The sequence below is a fragment of the Plantibacter elymi (nom. nud.) genome, assembly GCF_900177795.1.
GTDB classification, from domain to species: domain Bacteria; phylum Actinomycetota; class Actinomycetes; order Actinomycetales; family Microbacteriaceae; genus Plantibacter; species Plantibacter elymi.
In genome coordinates this window covers 177,103-203,111 of sequence record NZ_FXWJ01000002.1, presented here as the reverse complement: position 1 = coordinate 203,111, position 26,009 = coordinate 177,103, and the positions used below count along the sequence as shown (strand labels likewise).

27 protein-coding genes and 1 pseudogene are annotated in these 26,009 nt (G+C 69.9%); all 28 read left to right on the top strand.

The annotated features are described in order from the left end of the window. Nucleotides 1–23: 23 nt before the first annotated feature. The 28 genes and pseudogenes from CCK91_RS05870 to lgt all read left to right on the top strand — a co-directional run bounded on the left by CCK91_RS05870 (nucleotide 24) and on the right by lgt (nucleotide 25,921). Nucleotides 24–467, top strand: a complete 444-nt coding sequence (locus tag CCK91_RS05870) for a type II 3-dehydroquinate dehydratase (protein WP_086473293.1) — start codon at nucleotides 24–26, stop codon at nucleotides 465–467. A gap of 116 nt (nucleotides 468–583) precedes the next feature. Then, nucleotides 584–1,147, top strand: coding sequence for an elongation factor P (gene efp, locus CCK91_RS05865; RefSeq protein ID WP_056005785.1), 564 nt, complete (start codon nucleotides 584–586; stop codon nucleotides 1,145–1,147). Further along, nucleotides 1,144–1,560, top strand: coding sequence for a transcription antitermination factor NusB (gene nusB / locus CCK91_RS05860; RefSeq protein ID WP_064293834.1), 417 nt, complete (start codon nucleotides 1,144–1,146; stop codon nucleotides 1,558–1,560). The genes efp and nusB overlap by 4 nt, the downstream gene beginning before the upstream one ends. A 2-nt stretch (nucleotides 1,561–1,562) precedes the next feature. Next, complete coding sequence (locus CCK91_RS05855) at nucleotides 1,563–1,973, top strand: VOC family protein (RefSeq protein WP_086473292.1); 411 nt, start codon at nucleotides 1,563–1,565, stop codon at nucleotides 1,971–1,973. Between the two features lie 68 nt (nucleotides 1,974–2,041). Beyond that, a pseudogene (gene pyrR, locus CCK91_RS05850) lies at nucleotides 2,042–2,587 on the top strand (bifunctional pyr operon transcriptional regulator/uracil phosphoribosyltransferase PyrR); the annotation flags it as partial. Further along, nucleotides 2,584–3,543, top strand: coding sequence for an aspartate carbamoyltransferase catalytic subunit (locus CCK91_RS05845; protein ID WP_071260160.1), 960 nt, complete (start codon nucleotides 2,584–2,586; stop codon nucleotides 3,541–3,543). The pseudogene pyrR and the gene CCK91_RS05845, both read left to right, overlap by 4 nt. Continuing rightward, the gene (locus tag CCK91_RS05840; protein ID WP_207568194.1) at nucleotides 3,536–4,903 is read left to right on the top strand and encodes a dihydroorotase; all 1,368 of its coding nucleotides are present in this window, start codon (nucleotides 3,536–3,538) and stop codon (nucleotides 4,901–4,903) included. Before CCK91_RS05845 ends, CCK91_RS05840 begins: the two co-directional genes overlap by 8 nt. Continuing rightward, nucleotides 4,903–5,490 (top strand): PH-like domain-containing protein, encoded by a 588-nt coding sequence (locus CCK91_RS05835; RefSeq protein WP_086473291.1) that lies wholly within the window; start codon nucleotides 4,903–4,905, stop codon nucleotides 5,488–5,490. Before CCK91_RS05840 ends, CCK91_RS05835 begins: the two co-directional genes overlap by 1 nt. Before the next feature lie 2 nt (nucleotides 5,491–5,492). Further along, the gene (gene carA, locus CCK91_RS05830) at nucleotides 5,493–6,659 is read left to right on the top strand and encodes a glutamine-hydrolyzing carbamoyl-phosphate synthase small subunit (protein ID WP_085510883.1); all 1,167 of its coding nucleotides are present in this window, start codon (nucleotides 5,493–5,495) and stop codon (nucleotides 6,657–6,659) included. Further along, nucleotides 6,659–9,949 (top strand): carbamoyl-phosphate synthase large subunit, encoded by a 3,291-nt coding sequence (carB, locus tag CCK91_RS05825; RefSeq protein ID WP_086473290.1) that lies wholly within the window; start codon nucleotides 6,659–6,661, stop codon nucleotides 9,947–9,949. Before carA ends, carB begins: the two co-directional genes overlap by 1 nt. After that, complete coding sequence (gene pyrF / locus CCK91_RS05820; protein WP_207568193.1) at nucleotides 9,946–10,791, top strand: orotidine-5'-phosphate decarboxylase; 846 nt, start codon at nucleotides 9,946–9,948, stop codon at nucleotides 10,789–10,791. Before carB ends, pyrF begins: the two co-directional genes overlap by 4 nt. Before the next feature lie 28 nt (nucleotides 10,792–10,819). Then, nucleotides 10,820–11,698 (top strand): guanylate kinase, encoded by an 879-nt coding sequence (gene gmk / locus CCK91_RS05815; RefSeq protein ID WP_064293842.1) that lies wholly within the window; start codon nucleotides 10,820–10,822, stop codon nucleotides 11,696–11,698. Between the two features lie 68 nt (nucleotides 11,699–11,766). Further along, a complete protein-coding gene (gene rpoZ / locus CCK91_RS05810) occupies nucleotides 11,767–12,024 on the top strand; it encodes a DNA-directed RNA polymerase subunit omega (protein ID WP_056005756.1) in 258 nt (85 codons plus the stop codon). Nucleotides 12,025–12,227: 203 nt separating this feature from the next. After that, nucleotides 12,228–13,421 (top strand): methionine adenosyltransferase, encoded by a 1,194-nt coding sequence (gene metK / locus CCK91_RS05805; protein ID WP_085510887.1) that lies wholly within the window; start codon nucleotides 12,228–12,230, stop codon nucleotides 13,419–13,421. A gap of 26 nt (nucleotides 13,422–13,447) precedes the next feature. Further along, nucleotides 13,448–15,382, top strand: a complete 1,935-nt coding sequence (locus CCK91_RS05800) for a primosomal protein N' (protein ID WP_242664400.1) — start codon at nucleotides 13,448–13,450, stop codon at nucleotides 15,380–15,382. 28 nt (nucleotides 15,383–15,410) lie between these two features. Then, on the top strand, nucleotides 15,411–16,340 hold the full coding sequence (gene fmt / locus CCK91_RS05795) for a methionyl-tRNA formyltransferase (RefSeq protein ID WP_086473288.1): 930 nt from the start codon (nucleotides 15,411–15,413) through the stop codon (nucleotides 16,338–16,340). After that, on the top strand, nucleotides 16,337–17,824 hold the full coding sequence (locus CCK91_RS05790; protein ID WP_369821873.1) for an RsmB/NOP family class I SAM-dependent RNA methyltransferase: 1,488 nt from the start codon (nucleotides 16,337–16,339) through the stop codon (nucleotides 17,822–17,824). The genes fmt and CCK91_RS05790 overlap by 4 nt, the downstream gene beginning before the upstream one ends. 10 nt (nucleotides 17,825–17,834) lie before the next feature. Then, entirely contained in the window at nucleotides 17,835–18,503 is a 669-nt protein-coding gene (rpe, locus tag CCK91_RS05785; RefSeq protein ID WP_086473287.1) for a ribulose-phosphate 3-epimerase, read from the top strand. A 64-nt stretch (nucleotides 18,504–18,567) separates the two neighbouring features. Then, complete coding sequence (locus tag CCK91_RS05780; RefSeq protein WP_064293847.1) at nucleotides 18,568–18,831, top strand: phosphoribosyl-ATP diphosphatase; 264 nt, start codon at nucleotides 18,568–18,570, stop codon at nucleotides 18,829–18,831. Between the two features lie 76 nt (nucleotides 18,832–18,907). Further along, a complete protein-coding gene (hisG, locus tag CCK91_RS05775; RefSeq protein WP_064293848.1) occupies nucleotides 18,908–19,747 on the top strand; it encodes an ATP phosphoribosyltransferase in 840 nt (279 codons plus the stop codon). 47 nt (nucleotides 19,748–19,794) lie between these two features. Beyond that, nucleotides 19,795–20,559 (top strand): imidazole glycerol phosphate synthase subunit HisF, encoded by a 765-nt coding sequence (gene hisF / locus CCK91_RS05770; protein WP_086473286.1) that lies wholly within the window; start codon nucleotides 19,795–19,797, stop codon nucleotides 20,557–20,559. Beyond that, nucleotides 20,556–20,945: a phosphoribosyl-AMP cyclohydrolase gene (gene hisI / locus CCK91_RS05765; protein WP_086473285.1), complete on the top strand. Its 390-nt coding sequence runs from the start codon at nucleotides 20,556–20,558 to the stop codon at nucleotides 20,943–20,945. Before hisF ends, hisI begins: the two co-directional genes overlap by 4 nt. Nucleotides 20,946–20,958: 13 nt before the next feature. After that, nucleotides 20,959–21,651 carry a Trp biosynthesis-associated membrane protein gene (locus CCK91_RS05760; RefSeq protein ID WP_086473284.1) on the top strand — a complete coding sequence of 231 codons (693 nt, stop codon included), beginning with the start codon at nucleotides 20,959–20,961 and terminating at the stop codon, nucleotides 21,649–21,651. Between the two features lie 115 nt (nucleotides 21,652–21,766). After that, on the top strand, nucleotides 21,767–21,997 hold the full coding sequence (locus CCK91_RS05755) for a DUF6704 family protein (protein ID WP_079705940.1): 231 nt from the start codon (nucleotides 21,767–21,769) through the stop codon (nucleotides 21,995–21,997). A 2-nt stretch (nucleotides 21,998–21,999) separates the two neighbouring features. After that, complete coding sequence (gene trpC / locus CCK91_RS05750) at nucleotides 22,000–22,776, top strand: indole-3-glycerol phosphate synthase TrpC (protein ID WP_086473283.1); 777 nt, start codon at nucleotides 22,000–22,002, stop codon at nucleotides 22,774–22,776. Nucleotides 22,777–22,778: 2 nt separating this feature from the next. After that, nucleotides 22,779–24,023, top strand: coding sequence for a tryptophan synthase subunit beta (trpB, locus tag CCK91_RS05745; RefSeq protein ID WP_086473773.1), 1,245 nt, complete (start codon nucleotides 22,779–22,781; stop codon nucleotides 24,021–24,023). Beyond that, nucleotides 24,020–24,832, top strand: coding sequence for a tryptophan synthase subunit alpha (gene trpA, locus CCK91_RS05740; RefSeq protein ID WP_086473282.1), 813 nt, complete (start codon nucleotides 24,020–24,022; stop codon nucleotides 24,830–24,832). The genes trpB and trpA overlap by 4 nt, the downstream gene beginning before the upstream one ends. Nucleotides 24,833–24,907: 75 nt before the next feature. Continuing rightward, a complete protein-coding gene (lgt, locus tag CCK91_RS05735) occupies nucleotides 24,908–25,921 on the top strand; it encodes a prolipoprotein diacylglyceryl transferase (protein ID WP_079002517.1) in 1,014 nt (337 codons plus the stop codon). The last annotated feature ends 88 nt before the right edge of the window (nucleotides 25,922–26,009 follow it).

Genomic DNA, 26,009 nt, shown 5'->3' with positions numbered 1-26,009 from the left:
TCCCGAACGGATACCCTCGACTCATGATCACCGTGCTCGTCCTCAACGGACCGAACCTCGGACGCCTCGGCAGCCGTGAACCCGACGTCTACGGCTCGGCCGACCTCGAAGCGCTGCGCACCGTGCTCGAGGCGGACGCTGGCGACGGGACGCGGATCGACCTGCGTCAGACGGACGACGAAGGCGAGCTGATCGGCTGGCTCCACGAGGCCGTCGACGCCGGCACGTCCGTGATCCTGAACCCCGCGGCGTTCACCCACTACAGCTACGGGCTCCGCGACGCAGCGGCCATGGTCACGAAGGCGGGCCTCCTGCTCGTCGAGGTGCACCTCTCGAATCCACACGCCCGCGAGGCGTTCCGTCACACGAGCGTGATCTCCGGTGTCGCGACCGGCGTGATCGCCGGTTTCGGCTTCGACTCGTACCGCCTCGCCCTCGACCTCGTGGTCCGCCGCAGCACCGAGTGACGTGCACGGCGCCCCGGTCCACCACGGGCGCGTTGGTCAGGGGTCCTCGCAGCGGTTACACTCGTTCGTTGGGTCGTATCCGGCCGCACACTTTCCACGAACGGACATTCTCGCGCATGGCTTCTACCGCTGACATCAAGAACGGCATCGTCCTGAACATCGACGGGCAGCTCTGGACGGTGATCGAGTTCCAGCACGTCAAGCCGGGCAAGGGTGGCGCGTTCGTCCGCACCAAGATGAAGAACATCATGACCGGCAAGGTCGTCGACAAGACGTACAACGCCGGCACGAAGATCGACGTCGAGAACGTCGACCGCCGCGACTTCACCTACCTGTACGCGGACGGCGACTCCTTCGTCTTCATGGACAAGAGCGACTACGACCAGATCACCATTCCCGCCGTCGTCGTCGGCGACACCAAGAACTTCCTCCTCGAGAACCAGGACGTCACGGTCGCGCTCAACAACGGCAACCCGCTGTACGTCGAACTCCCCGCGTCGGTCATCCTCGAGGTTACCTACACGGAACCCGGGCTCCAGGGTGACCGCTCGACCGGTGGCACGAAGCCGGCGACCGTCGAGACCGGCTACGAGATCCAGGTCCCGCTCTTCCTCGAGACCGGCACCAAGGTCAAGGTCGACACCCGCACGGGTGACTACCTCGGTCGCGTCAACGAGTGAGCGCTCGTACCAAGGCGCGCAAGCGCGCCCTCGATCTGCTGTACCAGGCCGACGTCCGTCAGCAGACCCTCGCTGAGGTCCTGTCCGCGGAAGCGTCTCGCGCCGTCAGCGAGCCCGACCGCCAGGCCTCGTGGTTGTACGCGCGAGAGATCGTCGACGGCGTCGGTGACCACGCCGAGGAGATCGACGAACAGATCGAGACGTACGCGCAGGGCTGGACGCTCGCGCGGATGCCCACGGTCGACCGGGCCATCCTCCGGATCGCGATCTGGGAGATCCTGTTCAACGACGAGGTGCCGCACGGCGTGGCCATCGACGAAGCGGTCGAGGCGGCCAAGACGCTGTCGACCGACGACTCCGCCGGCTTCATCAACGGCCTGCTCGGCAAGATCTCGCAGATCAACCCGCGGTGACGATGAGCGACGAGACCGGTGCGGCCCTGCCGCTGAAGCGCGTGCACCACATCGCGATCATCGCCAGCGACTACGAGGCCTCGAAGCGCTTCTACACCTCGGTGCTTGGCTGCGAGCTGCTCACCGAGGTGTACCGGGCCGAGCGCGACTCCTGGATGGGCGACCTCGCCCTGAACGGTGAATACCTCATCGAGCTGTTCTCCTTCCCGGACCCGCCGGCGCGCGCATCCGGGCCCGAAGCGCTCGGACTGCGGCACCTCGCCTTCGCGGTCGACGACGTCGACGCCGGCCACGCCCGTCTGGTGGAGCTGGGTGTCCGCGTCGAAGACGTCCGGATCGACCCGCACACCTCGCGGAAGATGCTGTTCTTCTTCGATCCCGACGGCCTCCCGCTGGAGCTCTACGAGGCCTGATCCGACTGCTAGGCTCGGGTGTTGACCAAGACAACCTTTAAGACCGTCCAGAGAGGCGGAGAAGGGAGTCGGCGATGAGCGCACGTACCGTGCTGCACGAAGCTGACATCGCGCGGGCGTTGACTCGGATCTCCCACGAGATCCTCGAGTCCAACCGCGGAGCAGACGACCTCGTGATCCTCGGCATCCCGACGCGCGGGGTCATCCTCGCGAAGCGGATCGCCGCCACGATCTCCTCGATCTCGGGCGCGACCATCGTCTCGGGTGCGCTGGACGTCACGATGTACCGCGACGACCTGGCGAAGCACCCGACCCGTGCGCCGCAGCCCACGACGCTGCCGCCACAGGGGATCGACGGGCGCACGGTCGTCCTCGTCGACGACGTCCTGTACTCGGGACGCACGATCCGCGCCGCCCTCGACGCACTGACCGACCTGGGCCGCCCGCGCGTCGTGCGGCTCGCCGCCCTCGTCGACCGCGGGCACCGCGAGCTCCCGATCCGACCCGACTTCGTGGGGAAGAACCTGCCCTCCTCGCAGGCGGAGCGCATCTTCGTCCGGCTCACGGAGTTCGACGGCGACGACTCGGTGACGATCGAGGGGAGCGGCGAATGAGACACCTGCTGTCGACGAAGACCCTCACCCGCGATGAGGCGATCGAGATCCTCGACGTCGCGGAGGACATGGCCGAGACGCAGTTCCGTGAGGTCCGCAAGCTCCCGACCCTCCGTGGGAAGACGGTCGTCAACCTCTTCTTCGAGGACTCGACCCGCACGCGCATCTCGTTCGAGGCTGCCGCCAAACGGCTGTCCGCGGACGTCATCACCTTCAGCGCGAAGGGGTCGAGCGTCTCGAAGGGCGAGAGCCTGAAGGACACCGCGCAGACCCTCGCCGCGATGCATGCCGACGCCGTCGTGATCCGACACTCGGCCTCCGGTGCGCCGCAGACCCTCGCCGACAGCGGGTGGATCGACGCCGGCATCCTGAACGCGGGGGACGGGACGCACGAGCACCCGACGCAGGCCCTCCTGGACGCGTTCACGATGCGCAAGCGCCTCCACGGTGAGCGGTCCCGCGGTCGCGCGCTCGACGGGGTGGCGGTGACGATCGTCGGCGACATCCTGCATTCCCGGGTCGCCCGGTCGAACGTCTGGCTGCTCGACACGCTCGGCGCCGAGGTGACCCTCGTCGCCCCACCGACGCTGCTTCCGGTGGACCTCGGTCCGTGGCCGGCCACCGTCCGCTACGACCTGGACGACGCGATCGCCCAGCGCCCCGACGTGCTGATGATGCTCCGGATCCAGTCCGAACGCATGCACGCCGCCTTTTTCCCGAACAGCCGGGAGTATTCCAGGCGCTGGGGGCTCGACGACGAGCGGCTCGCCCGCCTCGATCCGGCTAGCATTGTCATGCACCCCGGGCCGATGAACCGCGGTCTGGAGATCTCGTCCGGGGCAGCCGACTCACCCCGGTCGACCGTCCTCGAACAGGTCGCCAACGGGGTGTCGGTCCGGATGGCCGCGTTGTACCTGCTGCTGTCCGGCGATCGAGAGGAATCCACCCGTGTCTGAGCCCACTTCGAACCACGACGTCACGCTGATCACCGGAGCGACGCTCGCCGACGGGACGCGCACCGACCTCCTCCTGCGCGACGGACGGATCGCGGAACGCGGCTCCGGGCTGAGCGCTGTCGGCGCGACCGTCGTCGACGCGGACGGTCTCCTCGCGCTGCCCGGGCTCGTCGACCTCCACACGCATCTCCGGGAACCCGGGTTCGAGCAGAGCGAGACGGTGCTCACCGGCACGCGTGCCGCAGCCGCCGGCGGCTTCACCGCGGTGTTCGCGATGGCCAACACCTCGCCGGTGGCCGACACGGCCGGGGTCGTCGAGCAGGAGCAGTCGCTCGGTGAACGCGCCGGCTACGCCACGGTGCAGCCGATCGGTGCCGTGACGGTCGGACTCGCCGGGGAGCGGCTCGCCGAACTCGGCGCCATGGCCTCCTCACGTGCCAAGGTGCGGGTCTTCTCGGACGACGGCCTCTGCGTGTCCGACCCGTTGCTCATGCGCCGTGCGCTGGAGTACGTGAAGGCCTTCGACGGCGTGATCGCCCAGCACGCGCAGGAACCTCGGCTCACGGTCGGCGCGCAGATGAACGAGGGCGCCCTCTCCGGCGAACTCGGGCTCACCGGGTGGCCTGCGGTCGCCGAGGAGTCGATCATCGCCCGCGACGTGCTCCTCGCCGAGCACGTGGGTTCCCGCCTCCACATCTGCCACGTCTCCACGGCCGGTTCCGTCGACGTCATCCGCTGGGCGAAGGCCCGAGGCATCCCCGTCACGGCCGAGGTCACGCCGCACCACCTGCTGCTCACGGAGGAACTGGTGGCGAGCTACGACGCACGGTACAAGGTGAACCCGCCCCTGCGACGGGCGGAAGACGTCCAGGCGCTGCGCGAGGCCCTGGCGGACGGCACGATCGACATCGTCGCGACGGACCACGCACCGCATCCGGTCGAGGCCAAGGACTGCGAGTGGGACGCCGCCGCGAACGGCATGGTGGGCCTCGAGTCCGCCCTCTCCGTCGTGCACGCGTCGATGGTGGCGACCGGGCTCCTGGACTGGAGCGACGTCGCGCGGGTGCTCTCGGCGACGCCGGCGAGGATCGGACGGATCACCGGACACGGGGTTGCGCTCGACGCCGGTGCCCCGGCGGAGGTCGTGCTCTACGACACCGCCGCCACCCGTCCGTTCGGCACGGCCGACCTGGCCGGCAAGGGCGTGAACTCGCCCTACCTCGGCCTGGAGCTGCCCGGCCGCGTCGTCGCCACCTTCCACCGGGGCTACGCGACCGTCCTGGACGGTGCGGTGCTCCCGACGGAGCAGGTCGCGGCCGCAGCGCGCCGCGCCGCGCGATCCGCGGAGGTCGAGCGCTGATGGACGGGCGGATCCTCGCGGCCGTCCTCGTCGCCCTCGTCCTCCTCGGCATCCTCGCCCTCATGGCCTTCGCCTGGCGACGCCGTGTCGCGCGCGATGCCCAGGTCGGTCCCCTCGCGGAGCTCCCCGACCCTCGGCCGGTCCCGTCACTGACGGTCGAGGTCCTCTACGTCGCGACGTCGAAGCACGACCAGCCACTCGAACGGCTGGCGTTGCAGGGACTGCGCTACCGATCCCGGGTCACACTCGAGCTCGGTACCGACGGGGTCGTCGTCGACGTCCCGGGGGAGCGGCCGACGTTCATCCCGGCGACGAGCATCGTCGGCGTCGACCAGACCAACCTCACGATCGACCGGGTCGTCGAGCCCGGCGGGCTCATCCGCCTGAGCTGGCGCCCCGTCCCGACGGTGATCGCGGACAGCACCTTCCGCGTCCTCGAGCAGGCGGACCGCGCCCGCATCATCGAGACCGTCACGAGCCTCATCCCCGCCACGGACGCCGGACTCCGGCCGACCGGCACCCCAGACACCGTCGCCGACACCACCTCGGCCGACGACTCCACCCCACCGCCTCACGAGAGGGCTTGACCATGACCTCCTTCACCCCACCCAGTCCAGCGGTGCTCGTCCTCGAGGACGGCAACCGCTACGTCGGGCACGCCTACGGCGCGACCGGCCGCACGCTCGGCGAGGTCGTCTTCGCCACCGGCATGACCGGCTACCAGGAGACGCTGACCGACCCGTCCTACGCCGGACAGATCGTCCTGATGACCGCGCCCCACATCGGCAACACCGGCGTCAACCGCGAGGACATGGAGTCCGCCCGCGTCTGGGTCGCCGGATACGTGGTCCGCGACGCGTCGCGCGTCGTCTCGAACTTCCGGGCGGACCGCTCGCTCGACGACGAACTCGTCCAGGACGGCGTCGTGGGCATCAGCGGCATCGACACCCGCGCGGTGACCCGGCACATCCGCTCCGCCGGTTCCATGCGCGGCGGCGTGTTCTCCGGCGAGGACTTCGAGCTGTCCGGCGCCGAGCAGCTCAGTCTCGTCCGCGCCGGCGCGCAGATGGCCGGTCTGAACCTGTCGAGCCAGGTCTCCACGACCGAGCAGTACACCGTGCCGGCGGTGGGCGAGCGCGTCGGTTCCGTCGCGGTCCTCGACCTCGGCGTCAAGACGTCGACGCTCAACCACCTCGCCGCCCGCGGCTTCGACGTCGTGGTGCTGCCGCAGTCGGTGACCTCGGCCGAGGTCCTCGCACTCGAACCGTCCGCCCTGTTCTTCTCCAACGGCCCCGGCGACCCGGCTGCGAGCGACGCGCACGTCGCCCTCCTGCAGGACGTGCTCCGCGCGGGCGTGCCGTACTTCGGCATCTGCTTCGGCAACCAGCTGCTGGGCCGCGCGCTCGGCTTCGAGACCTACAAGCTGCCGTTCGGTCACCGCGGGATCAACCAGCCGGTCCTCGACAAGGCGACCGGTCGGGTGGAGATCACCTCGCAGAACCACGGCTTCGCGGTCGACCTGCCGATCGAGGGCCGACACGAGACGCCTGCCGGGTTCGGCCTCGCCGAGGTCAGCCACTACAGCCTGAACGACGAGGTCGTCGAGGGCATCAACTGCATCGACATCCCCGCGTTCTCGGTCCAGTACCACCCCGAGTCCGCCTCGGGTCCGCATGACGCGGTCTACCTGTTCGACCGGTTCCGCGACCTCGTGACCGGCCACGCCACCACTTCCAGCACCAAGGAGAACAACTAGTGCCCAAGCGCGACGACATCAACAGCGTCCTCGTCATCGGCTCCGGGCCGATCGTCATCGGGCAGGCCGCCGAGTTCGACTACTCGGGCACCCAGGCGTGCCGCGTGCTGCGCGAGGAGGGCGTCCGCGTCATCCTCGTCAACTCGAACCCGGCGACGATCATGACCGACCCCGACTTCGCCGACGCGACCTACGTCGAGCCGATCACCTGGCAGGTCATCGAGACGATCATCGCGAAGGAGAAGCCCGACGCGATCCTCCCGACCCTCGGCGGCCAGACGGCGTTGAACGCCGCGATCCAGCTGCACGAGCACGGCATCCTCGAGAAGTACGACGTCGAGCTCATCGGCGCGAACTTCGAGGCGATCAACAAGGGCGAGGACCGCCAGATCTTCAAGCAGCTCGTGCTCGACGCGGGCGCGGACGTGGCCCGCTCGTACATCGCCCACACGGTCGAGGAGGCCGTCGGCTACGCCGAGGACCTCGGCTACCCGCTGGTCGTCCGCCCCTCGTTCACCATGGGCGGCCTCGGCTCGGGCTTCGCCTATACCGAGACGGAGCTCCGCCGGATCGTCGGCGACGGCCTCCACCAGAGCCCGACCACCGAGGTGCTCCTCGAGGAGTCGATCCTCGGCTGGAAGGAGTACGAGCTCGAGCTCATGCGCGACACGGCCGACAACACCGTCGTCGTCTGCTCGATCGAGAACGTCGACCCGGTCGGCGTGCACACCGGGGACTCCATCACGGTGGCTCCCGCCCTGACGCTGACGGACCGCGAGTACCAGAAGCTCCGCGACATCGGTATCGACATCATCCGCGCGGTCGGCGTCGACACCGGCGGCTGCAACATCCAGTTCGCGGTCGACCCGGCCGACGGCCGCATCATCGTCATCGAGATGAACCCGCGCGTCTCCCGCTCGAGTGCCCTCGCCTCGAAGGCGACCGGCTTCCCGATCGCGAAGATCGCGGCGAAGCTGGCCATCGGGTACCGCCTCGACGAGATCCCGAACGACATCACGAAGGTCACGCCCGCGAGCTTCGAGCCCACGCTCGACTACGTCGTCGTCAAGGTGCCGCGCTTCGCGTTCGAGAAGTTCCCCGCCGCCGACCCGACGCTCACGACCACCATGAAGTCGGTGGGTGAGGCGATGGCCATCGGACGCAACTACGCCACCGCCCTGCAGAAGGCGCTGCGGTCGCTCGAGAAGCGCGGTTCCAGCTTCCACTGGGGCGACGAGTCCCGCAGCGTCGAGGAACTGCTCGAGGTCATGAAGACCCCGACCGACGGCCGCATCGTCGTCGTGCAGCAGGCGCTCCGCAAGGGTGCCACCGCCGAGCAGGTCTTCGAAGCCACCAAGATCGACCCGTGGTTCATCGACCAGATCGTCCTGATCAACGACGTCGCCGACTGGATCGCCGCGGCGGAACGCCTCGACACCGAGGTGCTCCGCACTGCGAAGAACCACGGTTTCTCGGACGCGCAGATCGGTCAGCTGCGCGGGTTCGGCGAGCAGGAGGTGCGCGAGGTCCGCCACATCCTCGGTGTCCGCCCGGTCTACAAGACCGTCGACACGTGCGCCGGCGAGTTCCCGGCGCTCACCCCGTACCACTACTCGAGCTACGACACGGAGACCGAGGTGGTCGCGAGCGACCGCCGCAAGGTGGTCATCCTCGGGTCCGGCCCGAACCGCATCGGCCAGGGCATCGAGTTCGACTACTCCTGCGTGCACGCGTCCTTCGCGCTGCAGGCCGCCGGCTTCGAGACCATCATGATCAACTGCAACCCGGAGACCGTCTCGACGGACTACGACACGAGCGACCGACTCTACTTCGAGCCGCTCACGCTCGAGGACGTCCTCGAGGTCATCCACGCCGAGAGCGAGTCGGGCGAACTCGTCGGTGTCGTCGTCCAGCTCGGCGGCCAGACGGCGCTCGGGCTCGCGAAGGGGCTCGAGGCCGCAGGCGTCCCGATTCTCGGCACCACGCCGACCGCCATCGACCTCGCCGAGGAGCGCGGCCAGTTCCAGGAGATCCTGGACGCCGCCGGCCTCGTCGCGCCGAAGAACGGTACCGCGGTGGAGATCGAGGGTGCGCTGCGCGTCGCCGAGGAGATCGGCTACCCGGTCCTCGTCCGCCCGAGCTTCGTGCTCGGCGGACGCGGCATGGAGATCATCTACGACAGCGCCTCGCTCACGGACTACTTCGTGCGCATCGAGGACCAGGGCATCGTGGGCCCGGCCCAGCCGCTGCTCGTCGACCACTTCCTCGACGACGCGATCGAGATCGACGTCGACGCCCTGTTCGACGGCGAGGAGCTCTACATCGGCGGCGTCATGGAGCACATCGAGGAGGCCGGTATCCACTCGGGCGACTCGAGCTGCACCCTCCCGCCTGTCTCGCTCGGTCGCGCCGAGATCGATCGCGTGCGGAACGCGACGCTCGCGATCGCCCAGGGGATCGGCGTGCGCGGTCTGCTGAACGTCCAGTTCGCGATCGGCGCCGGCATCCTCTACGTCATCGAGGCGAACCCGCGTGCGTCCCGCACGGTGCCGTTCGTGTCGAAGGCGCTCGGCATCCCGCTGGCGAAGGCCGCATCACTCATCATGACCGGTGCGACGGTCGCCGAGCTCAAAGACTCGGGGCTCCTGCCCCCGGTCGACGGCTCCCGTGTGCCGATCGACTCCCCGGTGTCGGTCAAGGAAGCCGTGCTGCCCTTCAAGCGCTTCCGCACGAAGGACGGCCAGATCGTCGACAGCGTGCTCGGCCCGGAGATGCGCTCCACCGGCGAGGTGATGGGCATCGACAAGGACTTCCCGCGCGCCTTCGCGAAGAGCCAGGAGGCGGCCTACGGCGGCCTGCCGTCGAGCGGAACGGTATTCGTCTCGGTCTCCGACCGCGACAAGCGCTCGATCATCCTGCCGGTGCTGCGCCTCCAGCAGCTCGGGTTCGACATCCTCGCGACCGACGGCACGGCCGAGGTGCTGAACCGGAACGGCATCAGTGCCCGGACGGTGCGCAAGTACAGCGAGACCACGGCCGCGGGCGAGGACGACTCGATCGTCGACCTGATCAACCGCGACGAGGTCGACATGGTCATCAACACCCCGAGTGGCCGGTCGGCTCGCGCGGACGGCTACGAGATCCGCGCGGCCGCCGTCGCGGCCGACAAGCCGCTCTTCACGACGATCGCACAGCTCACCGCAGCGGTCGGCTCCTTCGAGGCGCTCGGCGGGGGCTTCGAGGTCCGCTCGCTCCAGGAGTACGCACTCGATCGGGCTGCGCGCTCGTGACGGCTTCGTTCGGAACCCGACTGGACGAGGTCTTCGTCCGGTCGGGCCGACTCTGCGTCGGCATCGATCCGCACCGCTTCCTGCTCGAGGCGTGGGGCCTGCCCGACACCGCCGCCGGCGCGGGAGCCTTCGGCCTCGCCGTCGTCGAGGCCGCAGCCGGTCGCGCCGGGATCGTCAAGCCGCAGGTGGCGTTCTTCGAACGGTTCGGATCGGCCGGGTACATCGCCCTTGAAGGGGTCCTCGCCGCGGCACGCGACGCCGGGCTCCTCGTGATCGGCGACGTGAAGCGCGGCGAGATCGGGACGAGCATGGAGGGCTATGCCGAGGCGTGGCTGACCCCCGGTTCGCCGCTGGAGGTCGACGCCATCACCGTGAACCCCTACCTCGGCTTCGGCTCACTGCAGCCGGCGCTCGACCTCGCCGAGCAGCACGGCAAGGGCGTGTTCGTGCTGACCGCGACCTCGAACCCGGAGGGTCGCGACGTCCAGCGCGCCGAGGACAGCGCCGGCCTCACCGTCGCGGCGTCGATGCTCGACGAGATCGACCACTGGAACGCACGGCACCACCCCGGGTCGACCGGTTCGATCGGTGCGGTCATCGGTGCCACGCTCCGTCTCGAGGAGTTCGGCCTGACGGCGGTACCGCCGACGACCACGCTCCCGATCCTGGCACCCGGCTTCGGCCACCAGGGAGCCGCGGTCGCCGACCTCGGATCCATCTACGGCGACCTCGCACCGGGTGTCATCGTCTCCGAGTCCCGGAGCATCCTCGCCGCCGGACCCTCGGGGATCGCGGACGCCGTCGAACGTTCCGTCGCAGCCGTGAGGAGCGCCCGTGCTTGACCAGGAGCAGGACCTGCCCGGCAGGAACATGCCGGAGGTCGACCGGGCCGCCGCCTCACGTGAGGCCGTTCGCAAACGCCGTGCCCGCGCGACCGTCAAGGCGTCCATCGCCTCCGGCGCCCGCACCCCGTTGGAGGTGCTCGACGCCGCGACCGCCGATCCGGACGGCATCGAGGGCGGCATCCGCATCACCGAGTACCTCCTCAGCATCCCGAGTGTCGGCGTCACCAAGCTCGGACGGATCCTCGAATCGCTCGGCATCTCCTCGGTCAAGCGCCTCGGTGGTCTCGGACGGCTGCAGCGGGATCGTCTGCGCGCCTTCATCGCCGAACGCTACCCGGGCACCGCGCGCAGCCGACTCGTCGTGCTCGCCGGCCCGACGGCCGTCGGTAAGGGCACGGTGGCCGCGTACATCCGCGACCACTACCCGGAGGTGCACCTCTCCGTCTCGGCCACGACGCGCAAGCCGCGGCCTGGGGAACAGCACGAGGTGAACTACTACTTCGTGACCGACGACGAGTTCGACGGCCTCATCGAGGGCGACCGTCTGCTCGAACACGCCACGGTGCACAACGCGTACCGCTACGGCACGCCGCGCGAGCCGATCGAGCGTGCGCTCGCGGCCGGCGACAGTGCGCTGCTCGAGATCGACATCCAGGGTGCCAGGCAGGTCCGAGAGGCGATGCCGGAGGCGACCCTGGTGTTCCTGCTGCCCCCGAGCTGGGACGAACTGGTCCGTCGGCTGGTCGGACGAGGCACCGAGGACGAGGAGGAACGGGAGCGTCGGCTGCGCACCGCGAAGGTCGAACTGGCCGCCGCGGACGAGTTCGACCACCGTGTCGTCAACGACGACGTGGCCCGCGCGGCCCAAGAGGTCGTAGACTTGATGAAGATTCACGGGGATTGACGTCCGACGCGCACCCCGCATCGATCCGATCTTCCCCGAACACAACCACACGAGGAGTGTGAACCTGCATGGCTGACAAGCTCAAGGGCATCATCGATCCGCCCATCGACTCCCTGCTCACCAAGGTCGAGTCCAAGTACGCACTCGTGATCTTCGCGTCCAAGCGCGCGCGCCAGATCAACGACTACTACGCCGACCTCCACGAGGGCAGCCTGTTCGACAACGTCGGGCCGCTGGTCGACTCGTCCGTCGAGGACAAGCCGCTCTCGATCGCAATGCACGAGATCAACGAGGACAAGCTCCAGATCAAGCCGATCGCCGAATAACCGCTTCACCACGACGAATCCGCCGGGCGCCAGACGACCGGCGGATTCGTCGTGTCGGGCCCGTTCTCGCGACCGCCGACGCCCCGCGTCACGGACGGACGACGTGTCCGGGGCCTCGACTAGAGTGATGAACGGTCGGGCCCAGAGACACCGCGACGGCCGATCCCTCCACCATCGCACCACCACTTCCGACGGGAGACCGCATGACCGAGCTGCGCCTGTTCACCTCCGAATCCGTGACCGAGGGGCACCCCGACAAGATCTGCGACCAGATCTCGGACAGCATCCTCGACGCGCTCCTCGAGGTGGATCCGCGCAGTCGAGTCGCCGTCGAGACGCTCGTCACCACCGGGCTCGTCCATGTCGCAGGTGAGGTCTCCACCAGCGGCTACGTCGACATCCCGACGATCGTCCGCGAGCGCATCCGGTCCATCGGCTACACCTCCTCCGACATCGGATTCGACGGTGACTCCTGCGGCGTGAGCGTGTCGATCGGCTCGCAGTCCGCCGACATCGCCGCCGGAGTCGACCATGCCTTCGAGTCCCGCGAACAGTCCAGTGTCGACGCCTACGACCTCCAGGGTGCCGGCGACCAGGGCATCATGTTCGGGTTCGCGACCACCGAGACGCCGCAGTACATGCCGCTGCCCAGCTGGATCGCGCACCGCCTCGCGGAACGACTCGCCGAGGTCCGCAAGTCCGGTCAGCTCGACTACCTGCGCCCGGACGGCAAGACCCAGGTCACCATCGGGTACGACGGCTTCCTCCCGAAGACCGTCGAGACGGTCGTGGTGTCCACGCAGCACAACCCGGGCATCTCCACGGAACAGCTGCGTCGCGACGTCCAACGTCACGTCATCGAGCCGGTCCTCGCGACGGTCGAGCTCGACAGCTCGAACGTCACGCACCTGATCAACCCGACCGGCATCTTCGTCGTCGGTGGCCCGATGGGCGACGCGGGGCTCACCGGACGCAAGATCATCATCGACACCTACGGCGGAGCGGCCCGACACGGCGGTGGAGCCTTCAGCGGGAAGGACCCGTCGAAGGTGGACCGCTCGGCCGCATACGCCATGCGCTGGGTGGCGAAGAACGCGGTCGCCGCCGGATTCGCCGAACGTCTCGAGGTCCAGGTCGCCTACGCGATCGGCAAGGCCGCGCCGGTCGGACTCTACGTCGAGACCTTCGGGACGGCCCATGTGCCGGAGGCGGACATCACGCGCGCGATCCGCGACGTCTTCGACCTCCGTCCGGCCGCGATCATCGCCGACCTCGACCTCATCCGCCCCATCTACGCCGCTACGGCGGCGTACGGGCACTTCGGCCGCGAACTCCCCGACTTCACCTGGGAGCGTCTCGACCGGGTGGAGGCGTTGCGGTCAGCAGCCGGGCTGTAGCCGTGGTCGGCGCGAGGGTCGCCAGGGTGGTACTCGACTCCCCGTTGCCACAGCTCGACCACCTGTTCGACTACGCCATTCCCGACGAACTGGCCGATGGCGCCGTGCTCGGCGCCCGCGTCTCCGTCCCGTTGCGCTCGGCCGGGCGGTCGGCGAACGGGTTCATCGTCGACCTCGCCGACTCGAGCGAGTTCGGCGGAGCGCTCAGCCCGCTGAGCTCGGTCGTGTCGTCGGTACCGGTCCTGACCCCGGCCCTGTGGACGCTCGCACGCCGTATCGCGGATCGCAGCGCCGGGAGCGCGATGGACGTCCTGCGTCTCGCCATTCCGCCGCGACAGGTCCGGGTGGAGAAGACCTGGACCGCCGCGGCCCCGCCGGAGCCTCCGTCGGTCGAGCGGCGCACCGTCCCGGGGTTCGCCCCAGGCACCCTCGACCGTCTCGCGCCGGGGGAGCGATACGCGATCAGCGCGATCCCCACCCTGACCGCGACGAGCGCGGGCGTCTGGCTCCCCGACTGGTCCTTCACGCTGGCGGCTCTCGCGGTGAACCAGCTGGCCGAGGGGAGGAGTGCGATCCTGTGCGTCCCCGACTACCGGGACGTCGAACACCTCCTGGCGGCGCTCGACGACCTCGGTGTCGGTGCCGCGGTCGCGAGAGCCGACGCCAAGCAGACCCCGGCTGCTCGCTACCGCTCCTACCTGGACGGACTGCATCCGGTACCCCGGATCGTCGTCGGCAACCGGTCGGCCGTCTATGCACCGGCGCACGACCTCGGACTCATCGCCCTCTGGGACGACGGCGACCCCCTCCACCAGGAACAGCTCGCCCCCTATGTGCACGCTCGCGACGTCGCGTTGACCCGGCAGGAGATGAGCGGCTCCGCCCTCGTCTTCGCCGGGCACTCACGCAGCACCGAGACGCAGCGACTCGTCGAGCTCGGCTGGCTGCGCGAGGTCGCACCGACCCCGCCGATACGACCGAGAGTCGTCGTGTCCCGGGCGAGCGGCGACGACGCCATGACGAGCCAGGCGAGGATCCCGTCGAGCGCCTGGCGCGCGGTCGACGAGGCACTGCATCACGGCCCCGTGCTGGTCCAGGTCGCGCGGCCGGGGTACGCGCCGCACCTCGCCTGTCGCCGGTGCGGGACGAGGGCCCACTGCTCGGTGTGCCACGGTCCACTCCAACTCGCCACAGCCCGTTCGCAGCCCTCCTGCCGGTGGTGCGGTCACCTCGCGGCAGGGTGGTCGTGCGAGACCTGCCACGACACCGCGTTCCGCGTCACGGCCGCCGGCACCGGCCGGACCGCCGAGGAACTGGGCCGGGCGTTCCCCAGATACCGGGTCGTGGTGTCGGACGGCGACGCCCCCAAGTTCGAGGTCGGCCCGGAGCCCGCGCTGGTGATCGCGACCCGAGGCGCGGAGCCGGTCGCTGCAGGCGGCTATGCCGCCGTCCTCCTGGTCGACGCCGACCGCATGCTGGCGCGGGAGTCGCTCCGTGTCGCCGAGGACTGCCTGCGGTGGTGGTCGAACGCCGCAGCCCTGGCCGCTCCACGCGCGCCGGTGCTGCTGATCGGCGTCGAGGCCCCCGTTGCGAACGCCTTCGCCCTGTGGCAGCAGCCGCGGTTCGCGAGCGAGGAGCTCGCCGAGCGCCGAGAGCTCGGGTTCCCGCCCGCCGTCCGGAGCGCGACCCTCACCGGCACCCGTGACGCCGTCGACGCCGCTCTCGCCGCGCTGCCCGCCGAGTACCGAAGCCGCGTGCTCGGTCCGACCGTCGACGAAGCGGGGGACAGCGTCGCGATCCTGCGGGTCGACTACGGCCATGCCAGGGCCGTCGCCGAGCAGTTGCGGGCCACCGTCGTCGCACAGGCGGCGAAGCGTCGACGGCCGACCCCCGGCAGGCGGGCACCGAAAGCCCCGCCTACACTCAGAGTACGATTCGACGATCCGGAGATGCTGTCATGATCCACCCCGTCCACGAAGGCCGAACCGCATGAGGCTGGTCTTCGCCGGCACCCCCGCCGTCGCCGTCCCGACACTCGACGCGCTCGTCTCGGCCGGGCACGAGGTCGCGGCCGTCGTGACCCGACCCGACGCCCCGCTCGGCCGCAAACGGGTCCTGACCCCGTCGCCGGTGGCCGTGGCCGCCGAACGACTCGGGCTCCCGGTCATCCGCGCTGCACGTCTCGACGACGACGCGACCGCGCGGATCGTCGCGCTCCGTGCGGAACTCGGCGTCATCGTCGCGTACGGCGGGCTCGTCCGCGAGCCACTCCTGTCCGCACCGGCACACGGTTGGATCAACCTGCATTTCTCGTTGCTGCCGGCCTGGCGCGGCGCGGCTCCCGTCCAGCGGTCCGTCATGGCCGGAGACGCGGTCACCGGTGCGTCGGTCTTCCAGCTCGTGCCGGCCCTCGACGCCGGAGACGTCTTCGCGACGGTGGAGACGCCGATCGCCGAGGGCGAGACGTCGGGAGGGCTCCTCGACCGCCTCGCCGAGCTCGGCGCACCGCTCACCGCGGACGTCGTCGGCGCCATCGCCGCCGGCACCGCCGTCGCGGTACCGCAGCAGGGTGAGGTGTCGCTCGCGCCGAAGCTCGACGGCCAGGACGGCCGGATCGTCTGGGACCGCCCCGTCGCCGACGTGTGGTCGCAGATCCGCGGGGTCACCCCAGAGCCGGGCGCGTTCACGCTCCTCGACGAGGCACGGGTGAAGGTGCACCGCGCCGTCCCCGTGTCGACCATGCCGACGGACCCACCGGCGCCCGGGACGATCGTGTGCGTCGACGGCCTCGTCCTGGTCGGCACGGCGGACACACCGTTGCAACTCCTGCAGGTGCAGCCGGCCGGACGCACGACGATGCCAGCCGCCGACTGGTGGCGCGGTGCCTCCGCTGGAACCGATCGGCTGGTCACCGCGTGAGCGGCCAGTTGCCCGAGGGCCAGCGACGCCGCGACCGACGCCCCCGCGACGAGGAACCCCGACGCGGACGCCAGCGTCCCACCCGGCCGCGTGACTCGGCGACCGTGCAGCCGGCACGCCGGGTCGCCTTCGACGTCATCCACGCCGTCAGCACCTCGGACGCCTACGCGAACCTCCTCCTGCCGCACCGCCTGGCCGAGGCGAAGTTGAGTCCGGCGGATGCCGGCCTCGCGACCGAGCTGACGTACGGCACCCTCCGCCGACGCGGGTACTACGACCGCGTGATCGCACACGCGGCGAAGCGTCCCGTGACCGAGATCGACGACGCGATCCTCGACGTCCTGCGGCTCGGCGCCCATCAGCTGCTCTCCATGCGCGTCGCAGGCCACGCCGCCGTGAACGAATCCGTCGAGCTCGCCCGGTCCGCCGGTTCGCGGTCGGCGGCCGGCTTCACCAACGGTGTCCTCCGCACCATCTCGCGGACCGAGCCCGGCGAGTGGGAGCGCATCCTGCTGGGTGAGGTCACGAACGACACCGATCGCCTGGCCGTGAGCACCGCCCACCCGTCGTGGGTCGTTCGGGCCATCAGGCAGGCGCTCGACCTGCAGGACCGCGGCGACGAACTCGAGGACGCGCTGGCCGCGGACAACCTCGCCCCGCAGGTGAACCTCATCGCGCTCCCAGGGCTCGCCGACCGGCCTGAGGACGCCGAGCCGAACCGGTTCTCGCCGTACGGCTTCCGGAACCCCGGCGGCGACCCGGTCCAGCTCGTCGGGACCGGCGGCGGGCGCCTCCGCGTCCAGGACGAGGGCTCACAGCTCGCGGCGCTCGCGCTGACGCGGGCGGCACCCGTCCGTTCCGGCGAGCGGTGGCTCGACCTCTGCGCGGGGCCCGGTGGCAAGGCTGCGCTCCTGGCCGCCGAAGCCCTCGCCGGGGGAGCACGTCTCGACGCGAACGAACTGGTCCCCGCGAGGGCCCGTCTCGTGGAACGCGCCCTCGCAGGTGTCCCACTCGACGTGTCGGTCTCGACCGCCGACGGTACGACGCTCGCGGCGGAGCATCCCGGGACCTACGACCGCATCCTCCTCGACGCCCCGTGCACCGGGCTCGGCGCGCTGCGACGACGACCGGAGGCGCGGTGGCGGAAGACCCCGAAGGACGTCGCCGAACTGACCCGACTGCAGGGCTCGCTGCTCGACGCCGCCATCACCGCACTCGCTCCCGGCGGGATCGTGGCGTACGTGACGTGTTCGCCGCACGTCGGCGAGACGGCACTGATCGTGGAGAGCGCCCTGCGAGCCCACCCCGGGATGGAGCGACTCGACACCCCCGCGGTGCTCGACCAGGTGACGACCGAACCGCTCGACGCCGCGGCGCCCGGTGGCGCGGTCCAGCTCTGGCCGCACCGCCAGGGCACCGACGCCATGTACATCGCGCTGCTCCGCAAGCCCGCGGAGTCGGCCGAACCCACTGTCGGTCGATAGGCTCGAGCACATGTCCGCGCGCATCAACCCGAGCATCCTGTCCGCCGATTTCGTGAACCTCCAGGCCGACCTGGAACGGATCGCGAGCGCCGACCTCGTCCATGTCGACGTCATGGACAACCATTTCGTCCCGAACCTCACGTTCGGTCCGCAGATGGTGGGTCGCATCCAGGACGTGTCCCCGGTCCCGCTCGACGTCCACCTCATGATCTCGGACGTCGATCGATGGGCTCCCGGCTATGCCGAGCTCGGGGCGTACTCGGTGACGTTCCATGCCGAGGCCACCGGCGACCCCGTCGCCCTCGCCAGACGTCTGCGTTCGATCGGCGCGCGTGCCGGGATCGCCGTGAAGCCCGGTACCCCCATCGAGCCGTACCTGGAACTCCTGCCGGAGTTCGACCAGGTGCTCGTCATGACGGTCGAACCGGGCTTCGGCGGACAGTCGTTCATGCCGGAGACCATGCCGAAGCTGCAGGCGCTGTCGGCCGAGGTCGCCCGCACCGGTCTCGACGTCTGGCTCCAGGTCGACGGCGGGATCTCGGCGGACACGATCGGGATCGCGGCCGCCGCCGGTGCCGACACCTTCGTCGCGGGGTCGGCCGTCTACAGCGGTTCCGATCCGGCATCGAACATCGCGCTCCTCCGGGCCGCAGCCGAGGCGTCGACGCACACACACTGACTCGGCTGGCCGGTCGATCGCCCCGCGGTGCGCGCCGCCGCCCGGAACCGGTACCCTGGAGCACGTGAAAACCTTCGACGAGCTGTTCGACGAGCTGCGCCTGAAGGCCGAGACCCGGCCGGAGGGTTCCGGCACCGTCCGCGAACTGGACACGGGTGTGCACGGCATCGGGAAGAAGATCGTCGAGGAGGCCGCCGAGGTCTGGATGGCGGCCGAGTACCAGAGCGACACCGAGACGGCCGAGGAGATCTCGCAGCTGCTCTACCACGTGCAGGTGATGATGGTGGCGAAGGGGCTCACCCCAGCCGACGTCTACCGACATCTGTAGGAGCACGTCGCGGCGCATCCGCCGCGCCTCCTGATCACCCTGTCGAGACACCATCGCACAACACGAAAGTCACCCCATGCTGAGAGTCGCCGTGCCCAACAAGGGCTCGCTGTCCGAGACCGCCGTCGAGATGCTGCAGGAGGCCGGCTATGCGACCCGTCGCGACACCAAGGAGCTCCACGTCGTCGACGCACGGAACGACGTCGAGTTCTTCTACCTCCGTCCGCGCGACATCGCGACCTACGTCGGTTCCGGCGCCCTCGACATCGGCATCACGGGGCGCGATCTGCTCCTGGACTCGCACTCCGCCGCGACCGAACTCGCCGAGCTGGGCTTCGGCGGCTCGACGTTCCGCTTCGCCGGTCCGGCCGACGAGTTCTCCGAGCTCTCCGATCTCGCGGGGAAGACGGTCGCGACCAGCTACCCCGGTCTCGTCGGCAACTTCCTCCGCGACGCCGGAGTGGATGCGACGCTCGTCCACCTCGACGGTGCGGTCGAGTCGGCCGTCCAGCTCGGGGTCGCGGACGCGGTGGCCGACGTCGTGTCCACCGGCACCACCCTCCGGAAGGCCGGCCTCGGCATCTTCGGCCCGGTGATCCTCGACTCCACCGCCGTGCTCATCGCGTCGCCGGAGACGAAGCCCACCACGGCGACGCTCATCCGCCGACTGCAGGGCGTGCTCGTCGCGCGGCAGTACGTGCTCGTCGACTACGACCTCCCGGTCCGGCTGCTCGAGCAGGCGACCGCCGTCGCCGGTGGCATCGAGTCGCCGACGATCTCGCCGCTCCGCGACCCCGAGTGGGTGGCGGTCCGGGTCATGATCCCTCGCGGCGACGCGAACGACGTCATGGACCGCCTCTACGAGCTCGGCGCACGCGCCATCCTCGTCACGGCCATCCACGCCGCCCGACTCTGAGTCGCCCGTCCCTCACCACCCGTCCCAGTCGCTCTGCGGAGGCCTCCGTGTCACTCGCCACCCGAGTCATCCCCTGTCTCGACGTCGCCGACGGGCGCGTCGTGAAGGGTGTCAACTTCCTCGACCTCCGCGACGCCGGCGACCCCGTCGAACTCGCGAAGCGCTATGCCGAGCAGGGTGCGGATGAGCTGACCTTCCTCGACGTCACGGCCACCGTCGCCGAACGCGACACCACCTACGACCTCGTCAGCCGAACCGCCGAGCAGGTCTTCATCCCGCTCACGGTCGGCGGCGGGGTCCGCTCGACCCAGGACGTCTCGCGTCTCTTGGCCAGCGGTGCGGACAAGGTCGGTGTGAACAGCGCCGCGATCGCCCGGCCGGAGTTGCTGGGGGAGATCGCCGACCGCTTCGGCGCTCAGGTCCTCGTCCTCTCCCTGGACGTGAAGCGACACGCCGGCAGCGCATCAGGATGGATCGTCACGACACACGGCGGCCGACGTGAGACCGAACTCGACGCGCTCGCCTGGGCCATCGAGGCCATCGAACGCGGTGCGGGCGAGCTGTTGGTGAACTCGATCGACGCCGACGGCACCAAGGCCGGGTTCGACACCGAGCTCATCAGCGCCATGCGCGAGATCAGCCGGGTTCCGGTCATCGCGTCCGGGGGAGCAGGCCGCCTCGCCGACTTCCCACCCGCGATCGCCGCGGGCGCCGACGCCGTCCTCGCTGCGAGCGTCTTCCACAACGGCGAGTTGACGATCGGCCAGGTCAAACAGGAGCTCGCCGATGCCGGTTGGACGGTGCGGGCATGAGCGCGGACATCACCATCCCGGTGGGCGCCGATCCGGCGACCGCGATCGGCCAGCTCACCTTCGACGCACAGGGACTGCTGCCCGCGATCGTGCAGCAGTGGGACTCCCGCGAGGTGCTCATGCTCGGGTGGATGGACGCGGAGGCCGTCCGCCGGACGATGACCGAGGGTCGGGTCACCTACTGGTCCCGGTCACGACAGGAGTACTGGCGCAAGGGCGACACCTCCGGCCACGTGCAGTTCGTCCGGGCGCTCGCCTACGACTGCGACGGGGATACCCTGTTGGTGGAGGTCGATCAGCACGGTGCCGCCTGCCACACGGGAACGCGCAGCTGTTTCGACGGCCGGAGCCTCGACGTCGTCGCAGCGCCATCGCCGACACCATGAATCGAGTTGGAGCATGACCGAGAGCACTGCAGCACCCCAGTCCGGACCGGTGGAGCCGCCGAGGCCCGACGAACCGTCCGAGGCTGACGAGTTCGAGTCCAGGGCTCTCCGCAGTCGTCAGCGCCGCCTGAAGACCCTGCTCCTCGTCACCGCCGTCCTCGCAGACGCGCTCATCCTCGCGGCGTGGACCCAGACCTGGCTCTCGATCAGCCTCGTGGGCGTCGGCCCGCACTCCGGCGCGCTCGACGTGGTCGGCTCAGTCGCCGCTCCCGCCCTGTCCGCACTCGCCCTCGCCGGTCTCGCCCTCGTCGCGGCCCTGGCGATCGCCGGGCCGGTGTTCCGCATCATCCTCGGCCTGCTGGAGGCCGTGATCGGCGCCTGCGTCATGATCTCGTCGATCGCCGTGCTCGCCTCGCCGGCGACCGCGGGCGCGGCCGCCGTGACCGAGGCCACGGGCGTCGCGGGAAGCCAGTCGACCATCGACCTCGTCGCGGCGACCACGCTCACCGCCTGGCCGGCGATCACCCTGGTGCTCGGCGTGGTGCTCGGACTCGCCGGGCTCGCGACCGTGCTCACCCACCGCCGGTGGCCCGGTCCGTCGAAGAAGTACCAGGCGGTCCGGTTCACGCAGGTCGAAACGGCCCCGAGCGCCGACCCGGTGGGCGCCTGGGACGACCTCAGCCGCGGCGACGACCCGACGCGCTGACCGCTCCGCCGACCCACGACGGCACCCCGGGCCACCTGGGAACTCGTGGCCCACGCACGGAACCGCGCACCGCTTGCCGGTACACTGGAACCCGCACTCGCACAGAAGGAGAACCATGAGCACCGACCCCTCGGACCCCGGCCACGGACACTCGCCCGCCGCCTGGACGGCCGTGATCATCATGTTGGTCGCGTTCGCCGCCGGTACGGTCTTCTTCTGGCTCGACATGCCCGTCCTCGTCTGGGCCTCGGCCGGCGTCCTCCTCCTCGGGTGGATCACGGGCGGTGTCCTCGCCAAGGCGGGATACGGCGTCGGCGGGTCCAAGACCGTGGCGAAAGAGCACTGAACATGCTCGCCGACCTGATGGCCGGCGCGAAGGAGGATGCTCTCGGGCGCCTCGCGGGCCGTCCGGCTGCAGTGGTCGAAGCCGCTGCTGTCGACGCCCCACCGGCCATCGACGCCCTCGCTGCGCTCGCTCCGGCCGACCAGGTCAAGATCATCGCCGAGGTCAAGCGGTCCAGTCCGTCCCGCGGCGCGCTGGCCGACATCCCCGACCCGGCGCTCCTCGCCTCGCTCTACGAGCAGGGTGGTGCCAGCGCGGTCAGCGTGCTGACCGAGGGCCGGAAGTTCGGCGGTTCGTTGCAGGACCTCGAGGCCGTCCGTGCCGCGATCCGCATCCCGGTCCTTCGCAAGGACTTCATCTCCTTGCCGTACCAGGTGTTCGAAGCCCGGGCATCCGGCGCCGACCTGGTCCTCCTGATCGTCGCCGGACTCGACCAGGCCACTCTGTCGTCGCTGCACGAGCTCGTCGTGCAGCTCGGCATGACCCCGCTGGTCGAGACCCACTCCGCCGAGGAGCTGGCCAGAGCGAGCGACATCGGCGCCCGGCTCATCGGCGTCAACGCGCGGAACCTCAGCACCTTCGAACTCGACCAACACCTCTTCGGATCGTTGACCGACCGTTTCCCCGCCGACGCCGTCAAGGTGGCCGAGTCCGCTGTGCTCCGCGCCGCCGACGTCGCCGCCTACCGACGTGACGGCGCCGACGTCGTCCTGGTCGGCGAGGCGCTCGTCACCGGCGACCCCGTCGCCACCCTCGAACAGTTCCTGGGAGCCACCGTATGACCATGTCACCAGCCACCCCCGCCCACGCGGAACCGACGCACCTCCGAGACGAGGCCGGTCCGTTCTTCGGAGACTTCGGCGGACGCTACATGCCGGAGGCGCTCATCGCCGCGGTCGACGAACTCGCGACGGCCTACGAGGCCGCCAAGGCCGACGAGAGCTTCCAGACCGAGCTGACGACGCTGCTCCGCGACTACGCCGGCCGCCCGTCGATCATCACCGAGGTGCCACGCTTCGCCGCATCGGCCGGTGGTGCGCGCATCTTCCTCAAGCGCGAGGACCTCAACCACACCGGTTCGCACAAGATCAACAACGTCCTGGGCCAGGCGCTCCTCACGAAGCGCATCGGCAAGACCCGCGTCATCGCCGAGACGGGGGCCGGTCAGCACGGTGTGGCCACGGCCACCGCGGCCGCACTCTTCGGCCTCGACTGCACGATCTACATGGGCGAGGTCGACACCGAGCGCCAAGCGCTCAACGTCGCCCGCATGCGACTCCTCGGCGCGACCGTCATCCCCGTCACGACGGGCTCGCGGACCCTCAAGGACGCCATCAACGAGGCGTACCGCGACTGGGTCGCCTCGGTCGAGACGACGAACTACATCTTCGGCACCGCGGCGGGCCCACACCCGTTCCCGGTCATGGTCCGCGACTTCCAGAAGATCATCGGAGAAGAGGCCCGCGCACAGCTCCTCGAGCTGAACGGTTCGCTTCCCGACGCGGTCGTCGCCTGCGTCGGCGGCGGCTCCAACGCCATCGGCATCTTCCACGCCTTCCTCGACGACGCGGACGTCGCGCTCTACGGGGTCGAGGCTGCCGGCGACGGCGTCGACACCCCACGGCACGCCGCGTCCATCGGCCGCGGTCGTCCGGGTGTCCTGCACGGTGCGCGCACCTTCGTCCTCCAGGACGACGACGGCCAGACCGTCGAGTCCCATTCCATCTCCGCAGGCCTCGACTACCCGGGCGTCGGACCGGAGCACGCCTGGCTCGCCGACACCGGCCGGGCGACGTACGTCCCCGCGACGGACGCCGAGGCGATGGAGGCCTTCCGACTCCTGAGCCGCACCGAGGGGATCATCCCCGCGATCGAGTCCGCCCACGCACTGGCCGGGGCCATCGTCCTCGGCAAGGAACTGGGCCCCGAGGCGACCATCCTGATCAACCTCTCCGGGCGCGGAGACAAGGACGTCGAGACGGCTGCCACCTACTTCGGACTCCTCGACGAAGCTGGGCGGAACGCATGACCGCCCCGGCCACCGACCACACGACGGTCTCACCGGTCGCCTCGGCGATCGACGCCGCCGCCGTCGACCGCCGCGGCGCCCTCATCGGGTACCTCCCCGTCGGGTTCCCCGACCTCCAGACGAGTGTCGACGCCGCCATCGCGCTCGCGCAGAACGGCGTCGACGTCCTCGAGCTCGGCGTGCCCTACTCCGACCCCGTCATGGACGGAGCGGTCATCCAGGCCGCGACCATGACCGCCCTCGCGGAGGGGTTCCGGTTGCGCGACGTCTTCACGGCGATCAGCGCCATCCGCGCCGCCGTGGACGTCCCAGTCCTCGTCATGACGTACTGGAACCCGGTACTGCAGTACGGCGTCGAGCGCTTCGCCTCCGACCTCGCAGCGGCCGGGGGAGCCGGGCTCATCACCCCCGACATCACCCCCGACGCCGCGGCGGACTGGCTGGACGCCAGTGAACGCCACGGTCTCGACCGGGTCTTCCTCGCAGCGCCGACGTCGAGCGACGAGCGCCTGTCGCTCGTGACCGAACGCTCTCGCGGCTTCGTGTACACCGTCTCCACGATGGGCATCACCGGCGCTCGACAGGACCTCGACGCCGCCGCGAAGACCCTCGTCGGTCGTCTCCGCGCGGCGGGGGCCCAGCACGCGTGCGTCGGCATCGGCATCTCGACCGCCGAACAGGTCCGCTCGGTCCTCGAGTACGCCGACGGAGCCATCGTCGGATCCGTGTTCGTCAAGGCACTCGCCGACGGCGGTGTCCCGGCGATCACCGAGGTCGCCCGTTCACTCGCGGCCGGCACCGCCCGCTGAGGGTATCCTCAGCACGTCCGCGATGCTGAAAGCCCTACACTCGATCAGAGTTCGTAACGAAAGGCGACCACTGCAGTGATTGCACCCCTCAGCATCCCGAGCCCGAACCCGGACATCGCGACCTTCAGCGTGGGCCCGTTCACGGTGCACATGTACGCGCTCTGCATCATCGCCGGGATCATCGCCGCCACCATCCTCACCTCCCGGCGGCTGACGAAGCGCGGTGCCGAGCCGGGCATCGTGCTCGACATCATCCTGTGGGCCATCCCGCTCGGGATCATCGGTGCGCGGATCTTCCACGTCCTGACCCACCCCGGCGACTACTTCTACCCGGGAGCCGACCTCCTGCGGACGCTCTACATCTGGGAGGGCGGCATCGCGATCTTCGGTTCGCTCATCGGCGGAGCGGTCGGCGCCTACATCGGCTGCCGCATGACCGGGATCCGGTTCTGGACCTTCGCCGACGCCCTCGCGCCCGGCCTGCTGCTCGCCCAGGCGTTCGGTCGCCTCGGCAACTACTTCAACCACGAGCTCTACGGGCTCCCCACGGACCTGCCCTGGGGTCTCGAGATCGAGGCCAGCAACCCTGCGTTCCCGATCGGTCTCCCCGCCGGCACGCTGTTCCACCCCACGTTCCTGTACGAGATCATCTGGAACCTGCTGGGGGTGGCCGTCATCCTCTGGATCGGACACCGCTTCAACCCGCAGTGGGGTCGCCTGTTCGGGGTCTACCTCATCTGGTACGGCGCCGGTCGCACGGTCTGGGAGACCATCCGGATCGACCCGAGCGAGTACCTCTTCGGCATCCGCGCCAACGTCTGGGCCGCGATCCTCGCGATCGTCGTCGGACTCGCGATCATCGTCATCCAGTCGCGTCGCCACACGGGTGCCGAGCCGTCGCCGTACGTTCCGGGCCGTTCCTGGGCCGATCCGAAGGCTGCGGTAGACTACTACGACACCGACGCGGAGAACCTGGGGCTGCGCAGTGCCTCCGCCGACGACGATGCCGACGGATCAGACCGCACTGCGTCATCCACTCCGTCATCCGAAGCCACGGTCGCCACAAGCAAGACCGGCTCTCGCTCCTAGGCTGAACGCACCCTCGTCGGCCCGGTGGATCCCGGCCCAGCAGGGGATCCATCACCCGTTTCGTCCCAGGGCCAGCGACGTCCCCCTT

What these genes read in the sequence shown, in the direction of transcription:
- CCK91_RS05870 (WP_086473293.1), top strand. Translation starts at nt 24, where the DNA reads ATGATCACCGTGCTCGTCCTCAACGGACCGAACCTCGGACGCCTCGGC.
- efp (WP_056005785.1), top strand. Translation starts at nt 584, where the DNA reads ATGGCTTCTACCGCTGACATCAAGAACGGCATCGTCCTGAACATCGAC.
- CCK91_RS05855 (WP_086473292.1), top strand. Translation starts at nt 1,563, where the DNA reads ATGAGCGACGAGACCGGTGCGGCCCTGCCGCTGAAGCGCGTGCACCAC.
- CCK91_RS05845 (WP_071260160.1), top strand. Translation starts at nt 2,584, where the DNA reads ATGAGACACCTGCTGTCGACGAAGACCCTCACCCGCGATGAGGCGATC.
- CCK91_RS05835 (WP_086473291.1), top strand. Translation starts at nt 4,903, where the DNA reads ATGGACGGGCGGATCCTCGCGGCCGTCCTCGTCGCCCTCGTCCTCCTC.
- carA (WP_085510883.1), top strand. Translation starts at nt 5,493, where the DNA reads ATGACCTCCTTCACCCCACCCAGTCCAGCGGTGCTCGTCCTCGAGGAC.
- gmk (WP_064293842.1), top strand. Translation starts at nt 10,820, where the DNA reads ATGCCGGAGGTCGACCGGGCCGCCGCCTCACGTGAGGCCGTTCGCAAA.
- rpoZ (WP_056005756.1), top strand. Translation starts at nt 11,767, where the DNA reads ATGGCTGACAAGCTCAAGGGCATCATCGATCCGCCCATCGACTCCCTG.
- metK (WP_085510887.1), top strand. Translation starts at nt 12,228, where the DNA reads ATGACCGAGCTGCGCCTGTTCACCTCCGAATCCGTGACCGAGGGGCAC.
- fmt (WP_086473288.1), top strand. Translation starts at nt 15,411, where the DNA reads ATGAGGCTGGTCTTCGCCGGCACCCCCGCCGTCGCCGTCCCGACACTC.
- rpe (WP_086473287.1), top strand. Translation starts at nt 17,835, where the DNA reads ATGTCCGCGCGCATCAACCCGAGCATCCTGTCCGCCGATTTCGTGAAC.
- hisG (WP_064293848.1), top strand. Translation starts at nt 18,908, where the DNA reads ATGCTGAGAGTCGCCGTGCCCAACAAGGGCTCGCTGTCCGAGACCGCC.
- hisI (WP_086473285.1), top strand. Translation starts at nt 20,556, where the DNA reads ATGAGCGCGGACATCACCATCCCGGTGGGCGCCGATCCGGCGACCGCG.
- CCK91_RS05760 (WP_086473284.1), top strand. Translation starts at nt 20,959, where the DNA reads ATGACCGAGAGCACTGCAGCACCCCAGTCCGGACCGGTGGAGCCGCCG.
- CCK91_RS05755 (WP_079705940.1), top strand. Translation starts at nt 21,767, where the DNA reads ATGAGCACCGACCCCTCGGACCCCGGCCACGGACACTCGCCCGCCGCC.
- trpC (WP_086473283.1), top strand. Translation starts at nt 22,000, where the DNA reads ATGCTCGCCGACCTGATGGCCGGCGCGAAGGAGGATGCTCTCGGGCGC.
- trpB (WP_086473773.1), top strand. Translation starts at nt 22,779, where the DNA reads ATGTCACCAGCCACCCCCGCCCACGCGGAACCGACGCACCTCCGAGAC.
- trpA (WP_086473282.1), top strand. Translation starts at nt 24,020, where the DNA reads ATGACCGCCCCGGCCACCGACCACACGACGGTCTCACCGGTCGCCTCG.